The sequence below is a fragment of the uncultured Prevotella sp. genome, assembly GCF_946407605.1.
Taxonomy (GTDB): Bacteria; Bacteroidota; Bacteroidia; order Bacteroidales; family Bacteroidaceae; genus Prevotella.
The window spans coordinates 16,768-42,953 of the sequence record NZ_CAMJOS010000015.1 but is presented as its reverse complement, the minus strand read 5'-3'; the positions used below and the strand labels follow the sequence as shown (position 1 = coordinate 42,953).

19 protein-coding genes are annotated in these 26,186 nt (G+C 51.4%); 2 read left to right on the top strand and 17 right to left on the bottom strand.

Features of this window, described 5'->3' with window-relative positions; genetic code table 11:
- The first annotated feature begins 2 nt into the window (after positions 1-2).
- Positions 3-2,201 carry a tetratricopeptide repeat protein gene (locus Q0R57_RS08010; RefSeq protein ID WP_294745755.1) on the top strand — a complete coding sequence of 733 codons (2,199 nt, stop codon included), beginning with the start codon at positions 3-5 and terminating at the stop codon, positions 2,199-2,201.
- 10 nt (positions 2,202-2,211) lie between these two features.
- Positions 2,212-6,162, top strand: a complete 3,951-nt coding sequence (locus tag Q0R57_RS08005; RefSeq protein ID WP_294745752.1) for a hybrid sensor histidine kinase/response regulator transcription factor — start codon at positions 2,212-2,214, stop codon at positions 6,160-6,162.
- Positions 6,163-6,462: 300 nt separating this feature from the next.
- Here the strand turns inward: Q0R57_RS08005 and Q0R57_RS08000 are convergent, their stop codons facing one another.
- The 17 genes from Q0R57_RS08000 to Q0R57_RS07920 all read right to left on the bottom strand — a co-directional run bounded on the left by Q0R57_RS08000 (position 6,463) and on the right by Q0R57_RS07920 (position 26,179).
- Complete coding sequence (locus Q0R57_RS08000) at positions 6,463-7,812, bottom strand: phospholipase D-like domain-containing protein (RefSeq protein WP_294745853.1); 1,350 nt, start codon at positions 7,810-7,812, stop codon at positions 6,463-6,465.
- Positions 7,800-11,552, bottom strand: coding sequence for a two-component regulator propeller domain-containing protein (locus Q0R57_RS07995; RefSeq protein WP_294745749.1), 3,753 nt, complete (start codon positions 11,550-11,552; stop codon positions 7,800-7,802). Before Q0R57_RS07995 ends, Q0R57_RS08000 begins: the two co-directional genes overlap by 13 nt.
- 26 nt (positions 11,553-11,578) lie before the next feature.
- Positions 11,579-12,526 (bottom strand): KpsF/GutQ family sugar-phosphate isomerase, encoded by a 948-nt coding sequence (locus tag Q0R57_RS07990; RefSeq protein ID WP_294745746.1) that lies wholly within the window; start codon positions 12,524-12,526, stop codon positions 11,579-11,581.
- On the bottom strand, positions 12,523-13,284 hold the full coding sequence (gene kdsA / locus Q0R57_RS07985) for a 3-deoxy-8-phosphooctulonate synthase (RefSeq protein ID WP_294745743.1): 762 nt from the start codon (positions 13,282-13,284) through the stop codon (positions 12,523-12,525). Before kdsA ends, Q0R57_RS07990 begins: the two co-directional genes overlap by 4 nt.
- A gap of 21 nt (positions 13,285-13,305) precedes the next feature.
- Positions 13,306-14,472 carry an AIR synthase-related protein gene (locus tag Q0R57_RS07980; RefSeq protein WP_294745739.1) on the bottom strand — a complete coding sequence of 389 codons (1,167 nt, stop codon included), beginning with the start codon at positions 14,470-14,472 and terminating at the stop codon, positions 13,306-13,308.
- Between the two features lie 6 nt (positions 14,473-14,478).
- A complete protein-coding gene (locus tag Q0R57_RS07975) occupies positions 14,479-15,087 on the bottom strand; it encodes a LemA family protein (protein ID WP_294745736.1) in 609 nt (202 codons plus the stop codon).
- Between the two features lie 55 nt (positions 15,088-15,142).
- Positions 15,143-16,513, bottom strand: coding sequence for a TPM domain-containing protein (locus Q0R57_RS07970; RefSeq protein WP_294745733.1), 1,371 nt, complete (start codon positions 16,511-16,513; stop codon positions 15,143-15,145).
- Between the two features lie 15 nt (positions 16,514-16,528).
- Positions 16,529-17,278, bottom strand: a complete 750-nt coding sequence (locus Q0R57_RS07965; RefSeq protein ID WP_294745730.1) for a shikimate dehydrogenase — start codon at positions 17,276-17,278, stop codon at positions 16,529-16,531.
- 9 nt (positions 17,279-17,287) lie between these two features.
- Positions 17,288-18,022: a bifunctional demethylmenaquinone methyltransferase/2-methoxy-6-polyprenyl-1,4-benzoquinol methylase UbiE gene (gene ubiE / locus Q0R57_RS07960; protein ID WP_294745728.1), complete on the bottom strand. Its 735-nt coding sequence runs from the start codon at positions 18,020-18,022 to the stop codon at positions 17,288-17,290.
- 32 nt (positions 18,023-18,054) lie between these two features.
- The gene (locus Q0R57_RS07955) at positions 18,055-19,002 is read right to left on the bottom strand and encodes a phosphoribosylaminoimidazolesuccinocarboxamide synthase (protein WP_294745725.1); all 948 of its coding nucleotides are present in this window, start codon (positions 19,000-19,002) and stop codon (positions 18,055-18,057) included.
- Complete coding sequence (locus tag Q0R57_RS07950; RefSeq protein WP_294745721.1) at positions 18,974-19,948, bottom strand: PhoH family protein; 975 nt, start codon at positions 19,946-19,948, stop codon at positions 18,974-18,976. The genes Q0R57_RS07955 and Q0R57_RS07950 overlap by 29 nt, the downstream gene beginning before the upstream one ends.
- Positions 19,949-20,074: 126 nt before the next feature.
- On the bottom strand, positions 20,075-20,722 hold the full coding sequence (locus Q0R57_RS07945) for an MBL fold metallo-hydrolase (RefSeq protein ID WP_294745850.1): 648 nt from the start codon (positions 20,720-20,722) through the stop codon (positions 20,075-20,077).
- A complete protein-coding gene (gene rsmG, locus Q0R57_RS07940) occupies positions 20,719-21,339 on the bottom strand; it encodes a 16S rRNA (guanine(527)-N(7))-methyltransferase RsmG (protein ID WP_294745717.1) in 621 nt (206 codons plus the stop codon). Before rsmG ends, Q0R57_RS07945 begins: the two co-directional genes overlap by 4 nt.
- 160 nt (positions 21,340-21,499) lie before the next feature.
- A complete protein-coding gene (locus Q0R57_RS07935) occupies positions 21,500-22,963 on the bottom strand; it encodes a DHHW family protein (protein WP_294745713.1) in 1,464 nt (487 codons plus the stop codon).
- A gap of 10 nt (positions 22,964-22,973) precedes the next feature.
- Positions 22,974-23,993 carry a DHHW family protein gene (locus Q0R57_RS07930; RefSeq protein ID WP_294745710.1) on the bottom strand — a complete coding sequence of 340 codons (1,020 nt, stop codon included), beginning with the start codon at positions 23,991-23,993 and terminating at the stop codon, positions 22,974-22,976.
- A gap of 5 nt (positions 23,994-23,998) precedes the next feature.
- Entirely contained in the window at positions 23,999-25,420 is a 1,422-nt protein-coding gene (locus tag Q0R57_RS07925; protein ID WP_294745707.1) for an MBOAT family O-acyltransferase, read from the bottom strand.
- 3 nt (positions 25,421-25,423) lie between these two features.
- A complete protein-coding gene (locus Q0R57_RS07920; RefSeq protein ID WP_294745703.1) occupies positions 25,424-26,179 on the bottom strand; it encodes an SGNH/GDSL hydrolase family protein in 756 nt (251 codons plus the stop codon).
- Positions 26,180-26,186: the final 7 nt, after the last annotated feature.

Here is a 26,186-nt window from a genome sequence, read left to right as displayed (position 1 = left end):
CTATGCAGAGAACCGAGCTACTGAATCAAATCATCTTAGATATCTGCCAGTGTCGCCTAGGCAGCAGTATCGATGCGTTGGAGAATCTCCTGCTGTCGAACCCTAAGCAGAGTGATATGGAGAAGTTGGTGGCTATCAAGAACGACTATCAGCTGATGTCAGACTACTGGCAGCGGGGGTTCGACGATCCTCAGCGCCTTCAGGTGTACAATCAGCTGTTGCATCGTATCTATATGCTTACCACCAATGTGCTGATTCATGAGCAACTGCGGTCCAGCGCCTATATGATGGGCGTTTATCAGCGTCCTAGACAGATACGCCGTGACTGGTCGCTATCGTCGGTGAAGAGTCAGCTTGAAGCATATGTTGCCGATTCGGCCATGCTGGGTCTTGAGCCGGAGCATACCCGCCAGGCCAAGCAGGATGAGCTGGACAAGCAGCATCAGCAGCTGATTCAAGACCTCTTTGATTATATCCTGACCTCACGCCTGTGGAACGAGTTGCTTTATGACGCTTTCTCGGATATCCTCCTGTCACCCACAATCGACATCAACGACCAACTGATGATTGTGAGTGCCATCATGCTATCGGCTATGAATGCTTTCGACTTCAATAAGTTCAAGGTGCTGACAGACGTTTATCGAAAGACCACGGATGTCAGACTGCGACAGCGCGCACTTGTAGGTTGGGCGCTGGTGATGGACGACAGCAAGTGTAGGCTCTATCCTGAGATGAGTCAGATAATACGTCAGATTTGTCAGGATGAAACATGCTGTAACGAGTTGACTGAGTTGCAGATGCAGATATTTTATTGCATTGATACTGAAAGCGACCGTAAGAAGATAGATGAAGAGATAATGCCTGGAATCATCAATGCCGGCCGTCTTCAGATGAAGCAACATGGACTGTTGGAAATGGATGAAGACACGTTGGAGGATATACTTCATCCGGAGGAGGCTGAGCGTAGTATGGAACAGGTGGAAGAAGGCATGAAACGCATGCACGACATGCAGAAGCAAGGTACGGATATCTACTTCAGCGGATTCTCGCAGATGAAGCGTTATCCTTTCTTCAACGATGTCTCTAACTGGTTTGCACCTTTCATGCCCAGACATCCGCTTATCAGTCCAATATGGCAGAAGTTTAAGAGCCGCCGTATGCTTAGTATGATTATCCAGATGGAGAATCTGTGCGACAGCGACAAATACTCGTTTACACTGACGTTTGAGAAGGTGCAGAACCATTTGCCAGAGACTATATTGAAGATGATAGAAGACGGTGAGGCGTCGTTTATGTTCTTGTCCGAGAGTGAAAATGCCGAAGACCGTCATTCACCAGCGTTGGCTCGCCGCCTCTATCTGCAGGACATGTATCGTTTCTATCGGCTGTTCTCCATGCGAAGGGAGTTTCTTGTTCCTTTTGACAAGCGCGAGCGGTATCTCTTCCTTGCTAGCAGCCTCTTTGACGGTACGCCGATGGAAGACCGTCTGATGCAGATAGCCTCGTTTCTGATGAAACGTCATCACTACGAGGATGTGGAGAAGGTGATAGCCCATGTTCCTGAACGTTGCTGGGATTATCAGTATTATATGGTGACAGGCAGCATGCTGCAACATCTGCCATACAGTCCTATTGCTACATGCATGGAGATGTATCGCAAGGCGATGGATATGAAGCCTGATGACCATAAGGCGATGGCGGCTTTTGCCCGTGTGTCATTCGGCGCGGGTCGTTACCAGACGGCTGCCGATGTCTATCAACAGCTGTTGGAGATGCAACCCGACAGCCGAAACTATACGTTGAACTTGGCCATCTGCCTGAGTAACCTGAATCGATACGAAGAGGCAGAGAAATATTTGTATAAGCTGAATTATCTGTATGCTGACGATACGCAGGTGAACCGTGCGTTGGCCTGGGTGCTCACCCTTCAGAACAAGCTTGAACAGGCTCAGAAACTCTATACGCAGCTATTGGCTGTAGAACATCCTGTACCTGTCGATCTCCTCGACTACGGCTACTGCCTGTGGTTTTCTGGCGATATTGCCAATGCCGTCATTGCCTTCCAGCAGTTCATGATGGCAAAGGACGATGAACATTTCAACATGGAGACGGAGTTTATGGTGACTGAACACGACCTGCTGCTTCAACACCAGATTAACGATGTGGAGATTCAGCTGATGCTCAATGCCATAGCACATTAATTGAAGTATTATGAAGAAAATAATTGCTTTTGCATTTCTACTCTGTATAACGACTACCTCCCTGATGGCTCAGAGTGGTCTGTATTTCACCAGCGACAAGCTGTCGAGTACCATTGTCACAAGTATCTGTCAGGATAAAACGGGCTATATCTGGATAGGTACAGAGTATGGCTTGAACCGTTTCGACGGTTACACCTTCACCGTTTATAAAAACAATCCTCAGGACTCTACGTCGCTGATGTTCAACATCATCAGCAAGGTGTTTTGCGACAGCAAGGGCAACTTGTGGGTAGGTACCAATACGGGCCTTCAGCGTTATGACTATATGACCGACCGGTTCCTGACATACTCCTTTCCAGAGAATCGGCGTCCTCGTGTGAGCGACATCTGTCAACTGCCTGACGGCAAGGTACTGGTGGGTACAGCAGGCTACGGCCTGTTTAGTATCAATGTAGAGGAACGTACGTTGACGCCTCAGGACAGCTATAAGGCCACCGACGATGATAATTATTTCGGACGCCTGCTCCTTGATTCCGACGGCGGCCTGTGGCATAGCGCCTTCTCTGGCTTCAGCGTGAAAAAGCCCGACAAGCGTCCGGAGATGTTTACAATGCTGAGCGAAACGCCTACGGCTTATGTCGATATAGAAGGTAAGATTCTGATGCTGACGCGCGACGCCCTGATAGTCTATGACAATGGCAACTTCTTGTCAGACTATTTCGACCTATCGGAGCTGCCCTCATCGCAGATGCAGTTCTGGTCGGCTATGCGCGACCATCAGGGCAATGTCTATATAGGCACTCGCGGCAATGGTCTGCTTTGGATTCCACGCGGCTCACGAAAGGTGCAGCGTTATGTGGTCAACGTGCCAGGCATCAACATGTCTACCAGCAATATCCGCAACATTATGGAAGACCGCCAGGGCAATATCTGGTTAAGTTGTCATCATAAGGGACTATTGTTGCTGCCAAGCCGCAAGGCCCAGTTTACCACTTGGAGCTTCTCAATTCAGAAAAAGGATATCGGTAGCTATGTCTCGTCTGTATGCAAAGGCGATGGCGGCATCGTCTGGTGTACTGTTCAGAACGAGGGCGTCTTTGGCTTCAATGCCGAGGGCCAGTTGGTGGCCAACCCTGCCTCGCCGAAGGATGTGGAGTTTATAGAGCGCGACCGTCAGGGCAACTATTATCTGGGCACTGGTAGTCGTGTTTACGAATATGACCCGCTGACAGGCCATACTCACCAGATTGTGGAATTCATGTCAGAGAAGTTTAATGTGATGGCCGACGACGGACAAGGTCACCTCTATTTCTCGGTTTTTGGCAAGGGCATGATGCGCTACGACCAGAAGACTGGACAGACACGCTTGTTTGCCCAGACCGACAGCCTTAATACCACCACAGGCCGACTACTTAACAACTGGGTGATGGCGATGACTACCGACCGTAATGGACGTTTGTGGATGGCCACCTCTAACGGTGTATGCTGCTACGACGATGTCACAGGCAGTTTTAAACCCTTTGGGTGGGAGTCTCTGCTTGAAGGCAATCGCTGCGAGTGTTTGTGTGAGACGAAACAGGGAGATATGCTCATAGGTACCATCGAGGGCATCTACATTTGGCGCAGAAGTACTGGCACTCTGGAGATTCTGCCTCACTCGGAATCGCTCAAAGGCATCAACATAGCCTATATTGTGCAAGACCAGGACGGTGACATCTGGTGCTCTACATCGATGGGTATCTGGCACTATCGCGAGTCTGACCAGAAATGGATTAGCTATATCAGCGGCTCGGGACTGGCGGTGAAGGAATATGTGGCGCAGGCAGGCCTCTACGATGCTGAGGACAACATCATCTATTTCCCCACTAGCGACGGCATTACTGTCTTCCAACCTCATCAGGTGCAGGATGTGGTCAACGAACTGGGCGAGATCCGACTGACCAACATGTCGTGGGGCGGACAGCAGGTGAGCACCTATGCCGAGAACGACCACTTCACGCTACCTTATATCGACAACGTCATCTCGCTGCAGTTCTCGCTGATGAACTTCCTCGATGCTGCCAACACCGTGTTTGAATACCGTATGGACAGTAATGGCGAGTGGATGCGCAACAGCGAGGGACAGAACACCATCAGTTTCAACCACCTGCCCAGCGGGGACTATCATCTGGAAGTTAGGGCCATCGTGTCGGGAACCGCCTCGCCCTCGCGCACGTTCTTCATCACTATCGCCGCCCCTTGGTATCGCTCTTCACTCGCGTACATTATTTATATCTCTATACTGCTGGGCCTCGTTGGTTTGGTAGGGTGGGTATGGCGTCGTAATCTGCGCCAGCAGCTCGACGAGGACAAGATGAAGTTCCTTATCAATGCCACTCACGACATCCGCTCTCCACTGACACTCATCATGTCGCCCATCGAGAAGTTGAAGAATCATGATATTGAGAAATTAAAGACTCCTGAAGATATTCAGTCATATAACACTTCTGTTCTTCAGCCTTCGCTGCAGGTCATCGACAGCAACGCTCACCGCATCATGAACCTGGTGAACCAGATTCTCGATATCCGTAAGATAGACAAGCAGCAGATGCGCCTACAATGCCGCGAGACTGATATGTCGAAGTTTGTGAAAGACATCTGCACCTTCTTCGAGTTCAATGCTCAGCAGCGCAATATCAGCTTTACCTTCAGCGCCCCAGAGGAGCCGGTGAAGGCGTGGATTGACCGCGTGCAGTTCGATAAGGTGGTGTCAAACCTGCTTTCCAACGCGTTTAAGTACAGTTTCGACCAGGGCAATATCGATGTGGCACTCACCACAGGTCATGACGATAAGGCTCGCGGACCGCTGCGTGACTATGTAGAGCTCACCGTTACTGATAATGGTACAGGCATGCGTGAAGACACGCTGAAGCACCTCTTCGATCGTTTCTATCAAGGCAAGAGTGCCAAATCATCGCATGTCGAAGGTACGGGCATCGGCCTGAACCTATGTAAGATGATAGTCGATATGCATCATGGTACCATCTCTGCCCACAACCGTACAGACGGTCCGCAGGGCAGCGTGTTCTCTGTGCGCCTGCCTCAGGGTAAGGCCCATCTGGCTGCCGACGAGTTTGATAATATGGCTGAGAAGCCCGGCACCGTCAGTCTGGCCAATACCTCTAAGCCTAAGTCTAACCACCGTGTGCTTATTGTTGACGACGACGAGGAGCTGGCTCGCTACATTGGCCAGGAGTTGTCGGCTTATTATCACATCACCATTTGCAGTAATGGTCGTGAGGGCCTCAAAGAGCTGCTGTCCAAGCAGGACGAGGCTAATGCCGTGAACGCCTATTCTCTGGTGGTCAGCGACGTAATGATGCCTGAGATGGACGGTTTCACAATGCTTCGTCTTATCAAAACCAACCCCAATGTCAGTCACATCCCCGTCATCATGCTTACCTCTAAGACCGATGTGGGTAACCGTCTCGAAGGTCTGGAGAAAGGTGCTGACGCTTATCTCACCAAGCCCTTCAACCTGTCGGAGCTGCGTCTCACCATCGATAATATCATCGACCGTAACCGACTCCTTGAGGGCAAGTACTCTAAAGCCAAGCGTCCTGAAGACTATATTGATAATGTTGAGATAAAAGGTAGCGACGAACTGCTGCTGGAGCGTATTATGAAGTGCATCAACGACCATTTCAGCGACGACCAGCTTGACTCGCAGCTCATCTGTCAGGAGGTGGGCATCAGCCGCTCGCATCTGCATCGCAAGATGAAGGAGCTCACCGGACTGCCCATCAGCGACTTCATCCAGAACGTGCGCATGGAGCAGGCAGCACGCTTGCTCACCGAGCAGAAGCAGAATATCTCGCAGGTGGCTTATTCTGTTGGTTTCTCCTACATCAGCACCTTCTCCACCGTGTTTAAGAAACATTTCGGCATGTCGCCCACAGAGTATATAAAACAGCATCAATAAAGGCCCACACATATCCCCAAAAAGCCTGTCTGTACTCCGCAAACAGGCTTTTTTGCATTTGTCCCTTTTTCAACCTTGTTTTGTCCCATGGTAACAGACAATATCCCTATGAGACGTAGTAAGAAACATCCTTTCCTCTTATTGACTACCTTTGCACCAATATTTCTGAAGCCTAAGAAATATTGATAGGTTAGTATCTTGGTTTATTGTTATTGATCAGACAGTATCCTGTGCCGATGAGGGCACAGGCAATACTGTCAGTTTTGTTAATCGGATTATCGGAATGCTTTTTGTTGATTATTACAGGAAGGGACGGAGCAAATGGGCAAACCAACCACGGAAACGTTGCCAGGGTGTGCGGAATTGCTTCCATGTTTCAGGCGTGAGATAGACGCTCTCGTGCTTGTCGCGCTCAAACATATCATCGAGTTCGCGAGTTGTGCAGCTGTCGATGATGACGGCATTCTCCTCGTAGTCGAAACGCATGCTGCGGGCATCGAGATTGGTGCTGCCAACGGTGCAGAAACGACCATCGACCATCATGATTTTAGAGTGGTGGAAGCCCGGTTGATAGAGCCACACGTTGGCACCGCGCTTCATGAGCTTATGGGCGTTGTAGAAGGCGCAGTCAGGAGTCAAAGGGATGTCGCTCTTGGCGGAGAGCATAATGTCTACCTTGATGCCTCGTTTGAGGGCACGCTTGATGGCTTTGTTGACCGATGGGATGAGGGTGAAGTAGGGGTTGATGATATGGATAGAGTCCTGTGCATCATCGATGGCGTTGACGTAGAAATAGCGCATCACATCGTTGGTGGTGTGGGGTTCGCGGTTAATGATGCCAACAAGCTTGTTTCCCGCTGAAGCGGTGGTGTCGGGCTTCAGGGCTTCCATATCTACGGCATCATACGAACGGAAATACTGGGGCTGACAGAGGAGGTCTTCGCCTGTGGCCTTTTGCCAGATGCGGGCGAAAATGAGCTGCAGGTCGTCGACAACGCCACCTTCGAGACGGCAATGCATGTCGCGCCAGGCGCCTACCTGCTCTGTGCCTTTGATGTAATAGTCGGCCACATTCATGCCGCCTGTATAGGCCACCTTGCCGTCGATGACGACAATCTTACGATGATCGCGCGGCCAGATATGATTGACCCAGGGGAAGCGGATGGGGTCGAACTCGACGATGTCGATGCTGTCGGCACGTAGTTTCTGGAGATGATGCTTCTTGAGGGGTTGGTTGTTCGAGTCGTTGCCGAAACCGTCGAACATAGCTCTTATCTCGACACCCTCGCGGCGTTTCTCGCGGAGAATATCGAAGAGGAGCATAGCGATGGAGTCGTTGCGGAAATTGAAATACTCTAGATGAACGCTGTGGTGGGCCTGACGGATGGCCTGGAACATATCGTCGAACTTTTCCTGTCCGGACATGAGCAGGGCGCAGCTATTGTTGGCGGTGAAGCGAATTCCATAGTCCTCTAACTGGCTTCTAATGAGCGAATCGGACCTGACGGGCTGAGCTGCGATTTGGGAGGTTGCCCCGCTGATAGAATCAGCGGGCACTGTATGGGCTAAAGAAGAGGTAGGCACAGTAAGGGCGAGGGCGACAAGTGCGCACCACGCCTTTGTATGAAGAGATGCGTTCATTTGCGATATTTCAGTCTGTATTCCGATGGCGAGATGCCGAAGCGTTCCTTGAACATGTTGATGAAGTGCTCGCCGGTGGCAAAGCCTACGTGGGTGGCCAGCTCGCTCATGTTGATATTGGTGCGCTGCAGCAGGATGCAGGCGTGCTTGAGGCGCAGATCGCGCACCACCTCGGCAGGGGTTTTGCCAGTAATCTCGCGCACCTTCTGGAAGAAGGGCTTCATGCTCATACCCATAGCCGATGCCATATCGTCGAGGTTGATAGTACCTCGGTTCATGTTCTGCTGAACATACTGCTCAATGCTGGTGAGCAGCTGCTGGTCGATGGTGTCGGACATGCTGAACTGCTCTTGCATCTCGATGGTTGAAAGTTGCGGATTGAGGCTGGATGCCTGCACTTTGATGTTCTGGAGCGAGACGGCCTTGAGCATCTCGTCTTCCTCGATAGCCGCGGTGGTGGGGTCTATCGTGGCAAGATCCATGCTCTCGGTGGCTGTGGTCATGCTAGAGTTGCGCTCCTCGAGGCGTCGTGTCTCAGCACCCTCGATGAGGTTGGTGTCCATCTCTACAGGACCGATTCCGAGCAGTTTGTTGAATCGTATCGATGCTTCCTGCAGGTTAAATGGCTTGGCCAGATAGTCGTCGGCAGCCATCGTGATATTCTGGTTCATCATCTCCTTGGCCGACAGTTTGGTGTCGGTCATCAGCACGAACTTAATCTTGTTGAGGGTGGGGTGCATCTTGATGTTATTGCACAGCTCGCTACCGGTGAAGTCGGGCATATCCTGCTTACAGATAACTAGGTCGGGTATCATGGTCTCGATGTCGGTGGCTGCCTTGCGGATGTTGTCGTAGGGATGGAACTCGTAGACATATCTGAGGCGCGAGTAGATGAACTGGGTGAACTCCTGATTGCTGTCGATGAACACCACGCGGAACTTCTGCGTGGGCAACTGACCCTGATAGGGACGAATCTCGGAGGTGAGCTCGTCGGTCAATATTTCAGGCATGTTCATTTCGCCCTTGCTGTTCAGCTCGTAGAACTTATGAACGTTCTTGCGGGCCTTGTCTTCTGGATTCTCAAGAGCCATCTGCATATCGCTGACGCGAGTGATGACCTGCAGCATCTGCGAGTGAAGGGCGTTGAGCTGTTCGCGCTCCTCGAGTGTGGTTTCTTTCTCCGACAGGTTCATGATGATGGATGTCATGCGTGACATAGGCTGGCGCAGTTCGTCGCTGGCAGCCTTGATTTCCTCCTTCTGACGGGTCAGCTCGCCGATGATGGCGTTCTTTCTCTTCCAGAGACCGCGAACCTGGTCCATACCGCGTTTCCAGAGATAGACGCAGATAATAATGATGATGGCGTAGACAACTAGCATCCACCATTGCAGGAACCAGGGCTTGCCAACCACTATCTCGATGATACGTTCCTGGTTGCTCACGGCACCTTCGGCGCTGAGGGCCTTGACATGCAGCTTGTAGGAGCCTGAGGACAGGTCGGTGAAGGTGACGCTATGCTTCATGGCGTCGCCGTCGTGCCATTCCTTGTCCAATCCCTCCATCTGATACATGAACTGCAAACCCTCGCTCTGGTTGTAGTTGCCTGCTGCAAACTTGATGGTGAAAGTGTTCTGATCGCTGTTCAGTCCGATATGGTTACTCTCGTTGAGAGCCTGGGGCAGAGGTACGTTACCATTATATGAGTGACCCACAAGAATCTCCTCTTCGCCGATAAACAGTTGGGTGAGCATGACTCGTGGTAGACCTTCGGACTCGTCGGCCGACCTCTTTCGTACCCAGTTGGTACCATTAAGTCCGCCCATCAGCACCTCGCCGTCTTGTTTCAACAGGATGGAGCCCGGGTTGAACTCATCACTCTGCAATCCGTCGTTGTGAGAGTAGTTGTGGATACCATAGTTATACGAGCCGTCCTCGTGGTTTCGCTGTGTAACGATGCGGCTGACACCATTACTCGTTGTCAGCCAGATGTTAGTGCGCTTATCTTCGGCAATGCCGCAGATGTTGTTATTGCAGAGTCCGTTCTTCTCGTTCAGGTAGTCTAGCATGTCGTTCTCGGGGTTATAGACGTTGACGCCCTCGCGAGTTCCGACCCAGATGAGGCCTCGTGAGTCTTCATAGACCTGAGTGACGTAGTTGTTGGAGAACTTGCGGAGGTTGGTGGAATTACCCGTCAGGTATTTCATCTCGGAGGTCGAGATGTTGAGGATGATGATGCCCTCGGAGGTGCCGATAAGCATCTTGTTGTTCTTGGTGTAATGGAGCGACGTAATGTTGTTGACACGAATCTTGCCGTTCTCCTTGGTATAGTTTGAGAACTGGTCTGTGCGGGGGTTATAGACCTGCAGACCGCCCTCGGTGGCCACCCAGAGGTTGCCCATCTTGTCGGATGTCAGCGCATTGATATGATCGTCAATCATCACGCGGCGGGTGCTGTCCATAGCAGCGGAATAGACCTTCGACTGTCCGTCTTTGATGCGAGTCAGACCGTTTTGCGTTGAACCAACCCAAATGCTGCCGTCTTTTGTGCAGGCAATGGCCGACACTTTCAGGCTGGCCAGTTTGCCTTCAAAACCGATGATGCCGTTGTCGCTGGTTCCGTACCAGATGGTTCCTGTGCTGTCTTGTGCCAGAGCCGTGATGTCTCCCAGAATGTCAGATTCGAATTTGTAGATGTTCTGTCCGGAATAGGCGATACCCGACTTAGCTGTTCCCACCCACAGCAGGTCGGTGTCGTCAACATAGATGCTCTGAACGCCGATATTGTTTCTGGCCCTACTGTAGGGAGTCATGCTCTTCAGTTCTACAAACGACATCTCGTGGGTGTTGACATTCATGCTAACCAGGCCGTGACGACTGGTTCCCAACCACACGTTGCCGCTGCGGTCGCCTCCCATCGAGTTGACGGCATAGTCAACGGAGATGCCCTGCAGTCCAAGTTTGTCGCCTATATGAGTATCCCAAAGATGTGCCTTCTTGTTGTAAAGGAACAGTGTACCCTGACCATAAAGCCAAAGGTTGTCCATCTGGTCGGCAAAGATGCGAAGTGTCTTGGTGTGTCTGAGTTTCTGCTGGGCGATGTCCAGATTCCTCCATACAATATGCTGCTGAGGAATGACATCGCAGCAGATGATGCGGCCGTCTTCATAGACCAGCAACGTTCCATCCTTACATTCGCCGATAGAACAGATATTGCCCTGAGGAATGGCGTTGGCATCGCTGTTGTAGCCAAACTCGAAGTGCAGTTGCTGCTGCGTGTTATAACAAATGGCGCCTCTGCCTGGAATGAATCCCCACAGGTTCTTGTGCTTGTCAATATAGATAATGTCGGGTACATCCTTCATACCAATTTTTGAGAACACCAGTCGCATGTCGCGCTCAAAGGTCTCAGTTTGCGGATGGTAGATACAGTAACCTGAATTCGTCTTTATCCAAAGGTCTCCATTCACCTCCTGAATACTTTCGATATAGCTGTCGGGAAGTGAAGAGCCATCTTGTGAGTCACTTTGGAAATGCTTGAAGATATAGCCGTCGTAGCGGTATAGTCCTGCCGGTGTGCCGAACCACATGAATCCTCTTGAGTCCTTCATGATGCAGTTGACCTGACTAGATGTGAGTCCTCGGCGGGCATCAAGAATCTTGAACAGGTGTTCGGCCGATGCCGTCAGGGGCAGCAGCAACATCAGCGCAAGCAGTATCGTCTTAAACGTCTTCATCGTCTTATTCCTCATTACTCTCATTATTCGGTTCTCGTTTCTCAGATCATGCATGAGTAGTGGTCTACAACACCCAAAAGCTTGTTGTCATTGCTGACTACCAACACAGAGTGAATCTTGTATTGCTGCATGATGTTCTGTATCTCTGTAATCTTTGTTTCTGGCTTGACGGTTTTCGGCGTACGTGTCATGATGTCGCTGACCGTGTGATTGAAGAAATCGGCCTGCCAGCGCTCTATAGCACGACGGATGTCACCATCGGTGATGAGGCCGTTGATCTTGCCGTCCACTTCGGCTACACCTAAACCAAGTTTGCCTTCGCTGACCAGCATGATAGCTGTGCCGAGACGGGTTTCGGGCGGGAAGACGGGCAGGTCGTTAGAACGCATCACATCCTGGGCTGTTGTAAGCAGGCGCTTGCCCAACTCACCGCCAGGATGAAAATGGGCAAAGTCCTGAGGACGGAAGTCGCGTTCCTGCATAAGTGCTATGGCCAAAGCATCACCCATAGCCAAAGCAGCTGTAGTGCTACTGGTGGGAGCTAGGTTCAGCGGACAGGCTTCTTTCTTGACACCAACATTCAGGTGGCAAGTGGAGTATTTTGCCAGCAGCGATCGGGGATTGCCGCTCATGCCGATAATAGGTATCTCCATGTGGAGCACCATCGGGATGAAGCGCAGCAACTCGTCGGTTTGACCGGAGTTAGAGATGGCTATCACCACATCGTCGTGGGTCATCACGCCTAAGTCGCCATGATAGACGTCAAGGGGGTTGATGAAGAACGATGGGGTGCCTGTCGACGAGAAGGTGGCGGCAATCTTGGCACCGATATGTCCGCTTTTGCCAACGCCGGTGACAACAACCTTTCCCTTACATTGAAGAATCAGGTTGACGGCTGTGTCAAAGTTCTTGTCCATTTTCGGAATCAAGTCCAGCAGAGCCTCTGCCTCGTCCTTGATGGCTTGTATGCCGTATTCTCTTGTAGTCATGCGATGAGTTGCTTAACAAGGTTCTCTAATTTGTCCAATTCCAGCATATTGGCGGCGTCACTCAGTCCTTGGTCTGGGGTGGGGTGCACCTCAAAGAAATAACCTGTGGCGCCGAAGGCCTTTGCTGCCAATGCCATTGAAGGAACAAAACGGCGGTCGCCGCCAGTTTTACCACCCTGGGCATCGGGACGCTGTACAGAATGGGTGCAGTCCATCACCACTGTAGGCACGATGTCGAGCATATCGCTGATGTTGCGGAAGTCGACCACCAGATTGCCGTAGCCCATCATGTTGCCGCGCTCGGTGAGCCAGATATCCTTGGCACCAGCCTCTCGGGCTTTCTCTACTGGATAGCGCATGTCACGCCCAGCTAGGAACTGTGCCTTCTTGATGTTGACAGTCTTGCCCGTCTTGGCGGCTGCCACTAGCAGGTCAGTCTGCCTGCAGAGGAAGGCGGGAATCTGAATGACGTCAACCACTTGTCCGGTAGGCTCTGCCTGCCAGGCTTCGTGGATATCGGTCAACAGCCGCAGTCCGTATTTACTCTTCACATCACTCAGCATCTGAAGTCCCTTTTCTAAGCCGGGACCTCTGAACGAGTGAATAGAAGTGCGATTGGCCTTGTCGAACGAGGCCTTGAATATGATATCAGTTCCCAGACGCTGGTTGATGTCAACCAACGTGGCGGCAACCGTATCCAACAGCTCTGCTGACTCGATAACGCAGGGACCTGCTATAATCTGTACTTTGTCTGTCATTTCCCACTACTTCCTATTTAATTAATAGTTAAATGTACCAAACTCGCTTTCGATAGTCAGGCTCTTCTTTCCTTCCTCGATGTGGCCCACCACCTGGGCATCGATGTTAAACGACTTGCTGATGGCGATAACCTGCTCGGCCACTTCTGGACGTACATAGATTTCCATGCGGTGGCCCATGTTGAACACCTGATACATCTCCTTCCAGTCGGTGCCAGAACAATCGTGGATGGCGTGGAAGAGTGGGGGAACAGGGAACATGTTGTCCTTGACGACGCGGCAGTTGTCGTTTACAAAATGCAATACCTTGGTCTGGGCGCCGCCCGTGCAATGCACCATACCGTGAATCTCGGGACGCAGCTCGTCGAGCAACTTCTTAATGACGGGGGCGTAGGTGCGAGTTGGTGATAAAACCAACTGGCCAGCATCGACGGGAGACCCCTCGACAGCGTCGGTCAGTTTATATTTGCCGCTATATACCAAATCGTTGGGCACAGCATGGTCGAAACTCTCAGGATATTTCTCTGCCAGATACTTGGCGAAGACATCGTGGCGGGCTGAGGTGAGTCCGTTAGAACCCATACCGCCGTTGTAACGCTTCTCGTAGGTGGCCTGACCTGTTGACGAGAGACCAACAATCACGTCGCCCGGACGGATATTGGCATTGTTGATGACGTCGCTACGCTTCATGCGGCACGTAACCGTTGAGTCGACGATGATGGTGCGAACGAGGTCGCCCACGTCGGCTGTCTCACCACCAGTCGGGTAGATGCCGATACCCATCTCACGCAGTTCGGCCAGCAGCTCGTCGGTACCGTTGATAATGGCAGAGATTACTTCGCCTGGTACTAGCATCTTATTACGGCCGATGGTGCTGCTCACGAGGATGTTGTCCACAGCACCCACGCACAGCAGGTCGTCGGTATTCATCACGATGGCATCCTGGGCAATACCCTTCCACACACTCAGGTCGCCAGTCTCTTTCCAATACATGTAGGCGAGACTCGACTTGGTGCCGGCGCCGTCAGCATGCATGATGTTGCAATACTCAGGATCGCCGCCAAGGATGTCGGGGATAATCTTACAGAATGCCTGTGGGAAGATACCCTTGTCTATGTTCTTGATAGCTGCGTGGACGTCTTCTTTTGCGGCCGAAACGCCACGCATCATATAACGATTGTCACTCATATATTATTAGAACTGTACTTCAGGAGCTTTTTGAGCTGCGGCATCAGCCTCGAATTTTGCCATCTTGTCGAAACCAAAGATACCAGCGAGGAGGGTGTTGGGGAACTTACGGATTTTCAGGTTATACTCCTGAACGGCGGTATTGAAGCTGTTACGGGCTTCGTTGATGCGGTTCTCCGTTCCTTCTAGCTGCTTCTGCAGGTCCATAAAGTTCTCGTTAGCCTTCAGGTCGGGATAGTTCTCCTGTACAGCCAGCAGCTTACCAAGTGCCTGAGAGAGTTCACTCTGAGCCTGCTGGAACTGCTCCAGCTTCTCGGGAGTTAGGTCGTCGGCATCAACGGTGATGCTTGTTGCCTTGGCACGTGCATTGACTACACCCTCCAACGTCTCTTTCTCGTGAGAGGCATAGCCCTTCACCACATTCACCAAGTTGGGGATGAGGTCAGCGCGACGCTGATAGGCCGACTGCACCTTGGCCCACTCTGTGGTAGCCTGTTCTTCTACCTTCACCATTTCGTTGTAGGCGCTGATAGCCCAGATAACGATGACTGCCAATACTGCTCCGATAATGAGGGTGTTCTTTGAGAAACCACTCTTGCTTGCATTGTTGCTCATGATTGTAATTTTTTTGAGGTTTGTTGTTTTATTCTTTATTCTTTAATGTCTAATGTTACCATCGTCCTCCGGCACCGCCGCCACCCCAGCTGCCGCCACCGTAGCCGCCTCCGATGTGAGAACTGCCACCGCCCCAGCCGCCAGACGAATGTGACGATGAACGTGAACTGCCGAGGACGCTGCCGGCTGCTATTGCCGCCGTAGTGTAGTCGATGAAGGGGTTAGCACGCAGACGTGTCTGGCTTGTTGAGTTGAAGCCCAGTTTGCGCGACATGCTGTTGGCATAATATGCCCATCCCCCCAGCAGTACTGTGAAGATCAGCATGATAATCATACTCTCTGTATCCTCTTCATCTTCCTGACCATTATAGGTATTTGTTAGTGATGACATGACAGGCATATCCTTCTCTGCAAACAGGGCATAGGTGCCGCGAGCCAAATAGAGCATACCGCTGTCGGGCAGCTCGGCTTTCATGCTGGGAATAAGATAGGTACGTGCCAGCTGGTCGCTCTCCAAGTCAGTGAGGTCACCCTCGAGAGCTCGTCCTGGAGCAATGAAGTAGCTGTGATCCAGATAACCCACTACGATTACCAGACCGCGATTGTTCTTGCCTACACCATATTTCTGATAGACGCCACGCACCATAGCGATGGGGTCGTCGTTCTCAATATGTCCAACGATAATCATGGCCGACTCGATGTCGAACTGCTCATCCATCTGACGCAGCACGACGTTGATGCTGTCGACAACGTTCTGCGAGAGGATGCTGTCGGGATTAGACACATACAGCGAGCCGTCAGTCATGTGGGGCATGGGAATGTTGTCGGCACTCCAAGTGCGAGACTGCATCAGGGCAGTAATCTCAGTAGCAGGCTCTTCGGGTTCCATTGTGACGCCCATAGAGAAGCTGCATGCTCCGAGAATGAGTACGAAACCAATGAAGAAGAGCATCTGCCAGATGTTCTTCAGTTTGATGCCGCCATGTGTGGCCTTCCAAACCATCTGGTACTGGTCGCGCTCCTTTTCGTAGGCTTTGCGGGTAGCCGTGTATTTCGAGCTATAGTTAGAGCGGATAGTGGACTTCTGAGTGAGTTTTGAAATATTTGACAGTCCTTTGATCTCGTTCTTATAGCTGGTTTCCAGTTCGGAAATGTTGGCATTGTATTTCACCGTGATATGCTTCAGCTCTTCCTGCAAGTCCTTATAGTTTTTTATATCGTCAGCATGGGTCTTGTTGGCGCTTTTGCCGTAAGAGATGATAACGCCGAGAACCGCCAGCGTGGCGACAATAATGATATAGGGCGATATCTCATCGTAGAACTGCTGACCAATAACGCCTGCAATGCCTACAAACAGCAAAGCAGGTATCGACAGCAGACATCCGCTGAATCCTGTGAGTTTGAAATTGGTAAACGGTAGTTCCATATTGCTTGTTGATGATTATTTCTCTTTGCCGTTCCAGAACTCCCACGAAGCGAAGGCCTGTAACAACAGCATCTCCAGACCGTTCTTCACGTTGGCGCCGTGTTCTGCTCCTTTCTTCATGAACAGAGTCTCGTCGGGATTGTATATCAGGTCATACAGGATATTCTTTTCATCCATTGCCTCATAGGGCAGGAAAGGACACTCTTCTGTCTTGGGATACATGCCCAGCGGCGTGCAGTTCACAATGACGTTATACTCCTTGACGACCTCTGGTGTGATGTCTTCGTAGCAGATGGTGCCTGGTCTGCGATAGCGACTGACGAATATCGTTTCCAGTCCGAGCGACTTCAAGCCGTAGTTGATGGCCTTTGAAGCTCCGCCCGTTCCGAGTATCAGCGCTTTTTTGTGATATTCCTCCAACATGGGCTCTATGCTTTGTGTGAAGCCAATCACATCGGAGTTGTAGCCCTTCAAAATGGTGTTCTTGCCTTCGTGAATCACGCGAATCACGTTGACGGCACCAATAGCGCGGGCCTCAGGACTGATGTAGTCCAGATACTCCATCACCTTCTGCTTGTAGGGAATGGTGACGTTGAGCCCCTTCAGCTCGGGGTTTGAGTCGAGCACTTCGGTCAGGTTGTCGATGCTCGGAATCTCGTAATTAAAGTACTTGGCATTAATACCTTCATCGGCAAACCGCTGATTGTGGTAGGTGATGGAGAACGAATGCCCTAAGGGATAACCAATAAGTCCGTACTTGTCCATAACAGTTGATTATTTAGTGGCGAAATACATGGTGCATATACCAAAGGTGAGCCGTTTGAAAGAGGCATCCTTGAAGCCAGCCCGCCGCAGAATGTCCTGCATGCGTTCACCTTGCGGAAAGGCCTCAATGGTCTTGGTCAGATAAGAGTAGGCGCTGGTGTCCTTAGAGATGAGTCGTCCGTAGACGGGCAGCACCGTGTGAGAGTAGATGTGGAAGAGCTGTTTCATGGGGAAGCTGACTGGTGTGGTCAGCTCGACGATGCTCAGGTGGCCGCCAGGCTTCAGCACGCGGCACATCTCGCTGAGCCCTTTGTCCAGGTCGGCAAAGTTGCGGATGCCGAAGGCGGCTGTCACAGCATCGAATGAAGCGTCATCATAGCTTAGGGCCAGACAGTTTTCCTTTGCAAAGGAGATGATTTTGTCGAGTCCTTGCGCTTTAACCTTCTTCCGTCCAATATCCATCATCCCTTCGCTGATGTCGGCCCCAACAAGCTGCTGGGGCTTCAGCATCTGTGCCGCCATAATGGCAAAGTCGCCAGTACCCGTAGCGATGTCGAGCATCGTCTGCGGCTTATAGGGTGCCAGCTGCTGAATGGCTTTCCTGCGCCATCTGCGGTCTATGTCCCACGACAGGCGATGGTTCAGCGTGTCGTAGGTGGGAGCGATGTTGTCGAACATCTGCTCCACCTGCTGCGCCTTCTCGCCTTCGTGATAGGGATTAATCTCTTCCTGCTTGTATGTCATGGGACTAATGGGGGTGATGGGTCAAAATATTATTAACGGTTTTTCAGCCACTCGCTCACATTCTTTTCAATGCGGGCGGCGATGTCGCCAGTCTCGGTGGCCTTGTCAAACTTGCTGCCAGTGATGTGCTCGTAGAGCTCGATGTAGCGCTCTGATACGCTCTCGGCATACTCGTCAGTAATCTCAGGCATCACCTGTCCGGGCTCGTTCATGAAGTTGTGCTCGATGAGCCACTGGCGCACGAACTCCTTCGACAACTGCTTCTGGGGCTCGCCCTTAGCCAGCTTCTCCTCATAGCCCTCGGCATAGAAGTAACGGCTGGAGTCGGGGGTGTGGATCTCGTCGATGAGATAGACCTTACCGTCGCGCTTGCCGAACTCGTACTTGGTGTCGACGAGAATCAATCCGCGCTTGGCGGCAATCTCCTGTCCACGGGCAAAGATCTTGCGGGTGTAGTCCTCCATGATGGCGTAGTCTTCAGCAGAGACGATGCCCTGTGCGATGATTTCTTCCTTCGAGATATTCATGTCGTGACCCTCGTCGGCTTTCGTCGTAGGAGTGATGATGGGCTCGGGGAAACGCTCGTTCTCCTTCATACCGTCGGGCAGCTTCACACCACACAGCTCGCGGCAGCCGTTCTTATACTCACGCCAGGCTGAGCCCGTCAGGATGCTGCGGATAATCATCTCCACGCGGAATCCCTCGCACTTCAGACCCACAGTTACCATTGGGTCGGGAGTAGCCAGCTTCCAGTTGGGACAGATGTCGGTAGTGGCATCCAGGAACTGTGCTGCAATCTGGTTGAGCACCTGACCCTTGAAGGGAATGCCTTTCGGCAGCACTACGTCGAATGCCGAGATGCGGTCGGTGGCAACCATCACCATCAGGTCGTCGTTGATGTTGTACACATCGCGTACCTTTCCGTGGTACACGCTCTTCTGTCCTTCGAACTTAAAGTCCGTCTTTGTTAATGCTTTCATTGTTATTTCGTTCTTTATCAAAATTCTCGTAAGCGTTGACGATACGCGTCACCAACTTGTGGCGCACTATGTCCTTTCCGTTGAGGTTCACCACGCCGATACCTTCCACATTATTTAATATATGCAGCGCCTCGATGAGTCCGCTCTTCTGCGAGTGGGGGAGGTCAATCTGGGTCATGTCGCCTGTAATGATCATCTTTGTGTTCCAACCCATGCGGGTCAGAAACATGCGAATCTGGGCGGGAGTGGTGTTCTGTGCTTCATCTAGAATGACGACGGCATCGCTCAGCGTTCTGCCTCGCATAAAGGCCAGCGGCGCTATCTGAATGACGTGCTTCTCCATCATGTCCTGCAGTTTTACCTGCGGAATCATGTCTTCCAGCGCGTCGTAAAGGGGCTGCAGATAGGGGTCTATCTTGTCCTTCATATCGCCAGGCAGGAAACCAAGCTTCTCGCCAGCTTCTACGGCGGGACGACTCAGGATAATCTTTTTGGCGGTCTTTTCCTTCAAGGCCTTGACGGCGAGGGCTATCGACAGATAGGTCTTACCCGTTCCTGCCGGACCTACGGCAAACACCATATCGTTGTCGTGGTAGGCGTTGATCAGTCGCTGCTGATTCTCGCTGCGGGCCTTGATGGGGCGTCCGCTGATAGCGTAGACCACCACATCGTCGGGCACTTCCTCGCGAGTGCGCTTGCCTTTGACTATGTCGATGATATCTTCTTCTGTGAGGGCATTGAATTTCAGCACGTGCTGGCGCATCTTTTCCGAGCTCTCCTCAAAGGCTGCCATCTGCTCTTCGTCGCCCATAATCCGCATGACGTTGTCACGGGCCACGATGCGCAACTTGGGGTAGAGTGCACGCAGCATCTGTAGATGTGCATTGCCAACCCCGTAGAACATTACGGGGTCAATATCCTCCAAAACAATATGCTTCTCTATCAAAATTCTTTCTTCCTAAAATGAGATGTTATTGCTATTTGCCTGCAAAATTACAAAAAATCTATGAATTACAACTTATCTTTAGATAAAAATCATCATTTTATTGCCTTTTGCATGCACTTTTGTGTTTTATCTGAAGTATGGATTCATGGAAAACTCGTCGCTAAGCAGCGTCTTCGGACCGTGTCCGGGATAAGCCACTGTATCTTTGGGGAGTGTAGCAATCTTCTCCTCGAGCGAGTCCATTAGCTCGCCCCACGAGCCGCCAGGGAGGTCGGTGCGGCCTACACTCATGCGAAACAGAGTGTCGCCAGTAAACAGCGTCTTCTCGGCTTCGCAATAGAAGACGACGCCGCCTTTCGAATGGCCTGGGGTGTGGATGACCTTGAGGCTGTGCGTGCCGAAAGTGATGGTCTCACCATCCTCCAGACGATGACCTATGGGTGGCGACTGACGGTAATAGGCCAGTCCCATGCCCATCATTTCGCATTGATGTGCCACATCGGCGATCAATGCCTCGTCGTCGGCATGTATCTCGGGCTTCAGTCCAAACTCGTCGAAAATGGTGTCGTTGCCAAAGTTGTGGTCAAAGTGTCCGTGGGTGCAAAGCAGGTGTTTGGGGGTCAGTTTGTTGCCGCGAATATAGTTCGTGATAGCCTGTCGTTCGGCATCGTAATAGGCGCCGCAGTCTATGATGACGCAGTCCTTTGTATCATCGCTCACCACGTAGCAATTCTCTTGCAGCGGATTAACTTCGAATGTCTTGATAACCATTATGTTGGGATATAAATGCAATACTTTTCCTTGAACCATTCTTCTTCGAAGTAATTACTAAGCTGGACGGTCTCGACGATGCGTCTGTAGGGCTGCGTTTCGGCCTGCAGGTCGCCGCCTTTCAGACAGATGACACCATTGGGATGAGCGTTCTGCTGTTCCTTCGAAATGTTCTTCTTGACAATCTTCATCAGGTCGGGTAGGGGCATCACGGCCCTACTTACCACAAACTCGTATTTGCCCTTCTCGTCCTCGCCGCGAAGATGCTCTGGGTGGCAGTTTTTCAGTCCTATGGCCTTGCACACTTCCTGCGCCACACAAATCTTCTTGCCTGTGCCGTCAATCAGCTTGAAGTCACATTCCGGAAACAGAATGGACAGGGGCACACCAGGAAAACCGCCTCCTGTACCAAAGTCCAGGATGTGGGTGCCTGGCCTGAAGTGGATAAACTTGCCGATGGCAAGCGAGTGCAGCACGTGGTGCTCGTACAGGTTGTCAATGTCCTTTCGTGAGATGACATTGATTTTCTCGTTCCATTCGTGATACAGGGCATCGAGTGCCGCAAACTGCTCCTTTTGCTCTTGGGTGAGCTCAGGGAAATATTTTTCTATCAATTTCATGGGTACAAAGGTACGAATAAGTGAGCAAAAACCAAAGGGAAAATGGTTTTTTCTTTAGCAAATGGCATCTTTGATTCATTCGGATAGGCTCCAACACTCATGGAGATAGGACTTACCCCTATAGGGATTATTCCTTTATGTACGCGTACACAGCCGACTATTAGTCGATGCTGTCAGTTGCTTCCTTTGTTTCCTCTTTCACTACCGTCGGAGTGGCTGAAACAGAGTCGTTTTGGGCTTTTTCAGGACTTGTCGACACGTTGTTGGTGGAGTCTTTCTTCTCAGCTGGCACGTGGACGCCAGCCTTCTGGGTGAGGAAGCGAACGTAGTTGCGGTAGGTGTACGATGAGTAGGCCTTGAAGATGTTGTTGGCAAAGAGAATATCGGTAATCTGGTTCTCGTTGACGTAATCTACCATATTCTTGGTGAAATAGCGCGAGTCGATGACGTGAATCTCCTCAAATGAATAGAAGAGATAGCCAGGAATGGCATTGCCGAAGCTGTCTTTCAAGATGATGAGGCGTCTGCCGTTCTTGCTAGAGGTGACCACATGCGTGAGCTTGGTGTCTCCGCCCATGAAGGTGCAGTAGGCGCCACCGCTGCCATCCTTATATTTAAAGAAGAACACGCTCTTGTAGGGCTTGCCCTCGCCGATAACGTGATAATTCTCGTCGATGGTGTAGTTGATATAGGTAGTAGTGTATTCCACACCAGTAGGCACGTAATAGACGAAGTCCTCTGGAGCATTCTTCACAGAGATGTCCTGCGAATATCCATACATGCTGCCCACATAGCCATGAACCACTCGACGTTCGTATCCGTCTAAATCGCGGAAAGGCACACCAGCCACCTCGGCAAACTTCTTGGCGGCATAGAAGGCTCCAAGCGGTGCCCAATGGTGGTCTGTGCGCAGATAAATATCCTCGGCAGCGTGATCGCGAAGGGTGTAGTAGATATCGACAGACTTGACACCGCCCTCCAGGTGGTTGATGACGTTGTCGATGGTAGGACGTTGAGGATTGCTGCGCTTGCGGGCCTTCTCAGGACAGTAGAACTCGACTGATGTGGGGATGACCATACAATAGACGTTAACATTGGGGAATGTCTCCTTGTATTTATTGGCAGCCTCGGCATAGCCCGTACAGCCTGAGCCTGTGCCGCCATAGGCCATGAGTGCCCTGACGTTTTCGCCCTGACCAATAATCAGAATGCCGTTGTTGGCTATCTTCGCATTCTCGTCGGCGGGGGTATAGGTGTCTGTGGTGTCGTTTTCCTCAATGACCTCTTCGTCGAAGTCCTCCATAGGTGTCGTCTCTTCAGTAGGCATAGGAGCTGAGGCGTGGAAGGTGATGTCCTCCTCGCCAGTCGATATCTTCTCCATGTCGTTGATATGCATGCTGAGCAGCATAAACACATCGCGGAAGGGCTCGCTGTCGCTGAACCACGACGACACGTTGCGAGTGAAGGAGCCGTCGGCCAGACTCTCCCACGAGAACTTGGGGAAGGTGGTTAGCTCGCGCTTCTCCAGCTCAGAGAAAGTGGGGCGGGGGAATGTGTTGAAGACGATGGCAAAAGCGGCAACCACCGTCACTATGATAATCAAGTATATCTTGCTGAGTTTCATGTCCTGAGTATTATCTGGATTGGGTCATATATCGCATATAGTTCTGACTGATGGCAGGAGTGGACGCATGTATCAGGTTGTTGGCAAAGAGCACATCGGTAATCTGATGGTCCTTGGCGTAGGTGATGATATTGCCGAGGAAATAGCGGCAGTCCACCACGTGAATCTCCTCGAACGATGCGAACAGGAAAGGGGGAAGGGCGTTGCCGTAGCTATCCTTCAGGATGAGCAGTCGGCGCCCGTTGTTGGTATCAGTAGTCACCATAGTGGTGTTCAGGTCGCCACCCATAAACGTGCTATAGGCTGCAGCACTACCGTCGTCATAGCTGCGGAAGAACGAGACGTTCTCCTTGGGTTTGGCGGTTAATACTGTAAATCTACGGCGACGTTTGCGGTAGGTCCTGTTGTAGTACTTAATCTGCGTAGCCTCGTAGTTCACGTCGTTGGGAATGTAATAGACAAAGTCCTCAGGATAGTTGCTAAGCGACTTCTCGCCAGAGAATTTGAGCATAGTGCCCACGAAATGGCGAATGACCTGTGGCGTATAGTCCTCCAACGACTTGAAAGGCACTTCGGCAGACTGGGCAAAGGTGCGGGCAGCATAATAGGCTCCCAGCGGCGCCCAATGGTGGTCGGTACGCAGATAGATATATTCGTCGCGGTGGTTATTGAGTGTGTCAATCAACTGAATGCCCTTAATGTCGTCATCGAGCTTGCTATAGAACCTATTGATATAGGTTTGCTCGTCGGCAGTCCACGATGATACAGAGTCGGGACAGTAGATGGCCACCGCATTGGGGATAATCATGCAATAGACATTAGCCTGACTATAGCGACGCTTGAACTCGTTGACGGCTCTGGCATAGGCCGCCCCGTCGTCAGAGCATCCGCCATATGGCTCCATCGCCCTGACTGTCGAGTCGGTCTTCACAACGATGATGCCCTTGCGAGCCTTCTTCACATTCTGGGCGTTGCCTGCCAGAACGGCTACCAGAATAACGGCTATCGTGATAATGGATCTTCTCATCATGGGCGTCAGAATCGAGTGTAGATAAAGGCATTGTTGGTAGCGCCTACCAGCAGGGCTACACTCAGGATGAGCATCAATAGCGAGACGGCGAGGCGTACGGAGAACTTAAGCGTCTGATGCAGATTGCTGCCTTCATGGGTGATGCGGGCCAGAAGTCGGGCCGAGGTTGACCTGACTGGCATGCAGAACAGCAGGGCGAGCACCCACATCCAGAAGTTGTCGGTAATGGCGCTGGTGGTTAGGAAATCATGGAATGTCTCGGCCTGTCCGAAGAACCGCTGGAAGAAGACGGTCATCTGCGAGAAATCGTCGAAATAGAAGATTCCCCAGCCAATAACCACCAACAACAAGCTGTAGATATGCAGGAACACGGCAGGCACCTTATTAATAATACGGAGCATCGTGTATTTCTCAAGCATGACGATGATGCCGAAGTACACACCCCAGATGATGAAGTTCCAGGAAGCCCCGTGCCACATGCCAGTGAGGAACCACACCACGAGAATATTCAATGCCTGATGACTCCTGTTGCCACCCATAGGGATATAGACATAATCGCGGAAGAAACTGCCCAGCGAGATATGCCAGCGACGCCAAAAGTCGGTAATGGAGTTGCAGCAGTAGGGATGACGGAAGTTCTCGTTGAAATGGAACCCCAGACAACGGCCCAGTCCTATTGCCATATCGCTATAACCCGAGAAGTCGAAATAAATCTGAAGGGTGAAGGCCACAATGCCAAGCCACGCACCAGTCGTAGTGAGGTCGTTGAGCTCGTTGGCCAAAAACTGCGATGAGAGATCTGACAGTTGGTTGGCCAGAATTACCTTCTTGCCTAAACCCCTGAGAAAACGATAAATGCCGTCTGCCAAGTCGTTGGCGGTGACCTGGCGGTTATGAATCTCGTGAGCTATGGTACCATAGCGGACAATAGGTCCTGCAATGAGCTGCGGGAACATGGATATGTAAAGCAGCAGGTCGCGGAAACGCTTCTGTACAGGCGACTCGTTGCGATAGACGTCGATAAGATATGAGATAGACTGGAAGGTGTAGAAGCTGATGCCGATGGGTAGCGCGATGGTGGGGGCGCTGACACTAATGCCGATGGAGGCCAGCGTCTGGACGAAGAACCCCAGATACTTGAAGGTACCCAGTATCAGCAAATTGCATACCAGTCCCATAATCAGCGCCCAGCGTCGGCCTGTGCCTTGCGTCTTGCCGATAGCGAGTCCCGACAGGTAGTTGAGCAGCACGCTGAACAGCATGAGGAGCACATAGACGGGTTCGCCCCAGGCGTAGAAGATAAGTGAGAATATGACCAGAATGATGTTTCTGGCCCCTAGACCGCCGCGCCAAAGGCCTGCCAGCAGATAGCAGATGGCAAAAGCGGGGATGAATGCGAAAAGGAAGAAAAGATCTGAGAATACCATTCGTTATTCGTGTTTACTCTGTTCGATGATGGCACGTACCTGCTGGGCAATATAATAGCCATTGCTGCGGGCCCCAAGTTCGCTGGTGTGGGTGCCGTCGTAAGTGTACTTAAATGCTTGTTGCTCGTTCTGGCTCTTCACATCGCTGTGGTAATCCAGACGTATGACTGGGATATGAAAATATTGTCCCCGAGCTTCTATAATGTCGCCAGCACGATGTATATCGGCTGTATCGGCCTGGATGGTCTGCATGGGGGTGATGAGGACGACCTGAGCCTGTGGGCAAAGACGGAAAAGCTTAAGGCAGCAGTAGTCAACGATACCCTGCAGACTCTCAAGGCTGAACTCTGTAGGTTCGAAGGCATGTGGACGTTTGTTCTTAAACCAAACATCGTTGGTGCCGGCTGCTATGAGGATGAGGCTGGGTTTTACTTGGCTCCCCTCGTTTATGGCCTCCTCCAGTCGGCATATCTGATTCATGATAACGTTATTGTCGCCCAAGGTGCCGATGTTTTCCTTAGTGTCTCGTTGGGTGTTGGGGGTATGTGTCCATGTGGCTCCACTTCTGGCGTAACTGCAACAACTGCGTGGTTTCAGCGCCTCTTTGAACCATGTGTTCCAACCTTTCGGCTTTGAACAGTCATCACCTCCCAACCATGTGTTCGAGTCGCCCAAGATGACCACATCTATTTCTGAAGAGGATTGATGGGGAAAGGGGGAATAGAATAGTGACAATAGGGTAAACAGCAGCGAATACATGGAGTTG

Excerpts from the sequence above, each read along its gene's own strand:
- Q0R57_RS08010 (WP_294745755.1), top strand. The coding sequence starts at position 3 with ATGCAGAGAACCGAGCTACTGAATCAAATCATCTTAGATATCTGCCAG.
- Q0R57_RS08005 (WP_294745752.1), top strand. The coding sequence starts at position 2,212 with ATGAAGAAAATAATTGCTTTTGCATTTCTACTCTGTATAACGACTACC.
- Q0R57_RS07995 (WP_294745749.1), bottom strand. The coding sequence starts at position 11,552 with ATGAGGAATAAGACGATGAAGACGTTTAAGACGATACTGCTTGCGCTG.
- Q0R57_RS07990 (WP_294745746.1), bottom strand. The coding sequence starts at position 12,526 with ATGACTACAAGAGAATACGGCATACAAGCCATCAAGGACGAGGCAGAG.
- kdsA (WP_294745743.1), bottom strand. The coding sequence starts at position 13,284 with ATGACAGACAAAGTACAGATTATAGCAGGTCCCTGCGTTATCGAGTCA.
- Q0R57_RS07980 (WP_294745739.1), bottom strand. The coding sequence starts at position 14,472 with ATGAGTGACAATCGTTATATGATGCGTGGCGTTTCGGCCGCAAAAGAA.
- Q0R57_RS07975 (WP_294745736.1), bottom strand. The coding sequence starts at position 15,087 with ATGAGCAACAATGCAAGCAAGAGTGGTTTCTCAAAGAACACCCTCATT.
- Q0R57_RS07970 (WP_294745733.1), bottom strand. The coding sequence starts at position 16,513 with ATGGAACTACCGTTTACCAATTTCAAACTCACAGGATTCAGCGGATGT.
- Q0R57_RS07965 (WP_294745730.1), bottom strand. The coding sequence starts at position 17,278 with ATGGACAAGTACGGACTTATTGGTTATCCCTTAGGGCATTCGTTCTCC.
- ubiE (WP_294745728.1), bottom strand. The coding sequence starts at position 18,022 with ATGACATACAAGCAGGAAGAGATTAATCCCTATCACGAAGGCGAGAAG.
- Q0R57_RS07955 (WP_294745725.1), bottom strand. The coding sequence starts at position 19,002 with ATGAAAGCATTAACAAAGACGGACTTTAAGTTCGAAGGACAGAAGAGC.
- rsmG (WP_294745717.1), bottom strand. The coding sequence starts at position 21,339 with ATGAAATTGATAGAAAAATATTTCCCTGAGCTCACCCAAGAGCAAAAG.
- Q0R57_RS07935 (WP_294745713.1), bottom strand. The coding sequence starts at position 22,963 with ATGAAACTCAGCAAGATATACTTGATTATCATAGTGACGGTGGTTGCC.
- Q0R57_RS07930 (WP_294745710.1), bottom strand. The coding sequence starts at position 23,993 with ATGATGAGAAGATCCATTATCACGATAGCCGTTATTCTGGTAGCCGTT.
- Q0R57_RS07925 (WP_294745707.1), bottom strand. The coding sequence starts at position 25,420 with ATGGTATTCTCAGATCTTTTCTTCCTTTTCGCATTCATCCCCGCTTTT.
- Q0R57_RS07920 (WP_294745703.1), bottom strand. The coding sequence starts at position 26,179 with ATGTATTCGCTGCTGTTTACCCTATTGTCACTATTCTATTCCCCCTTT.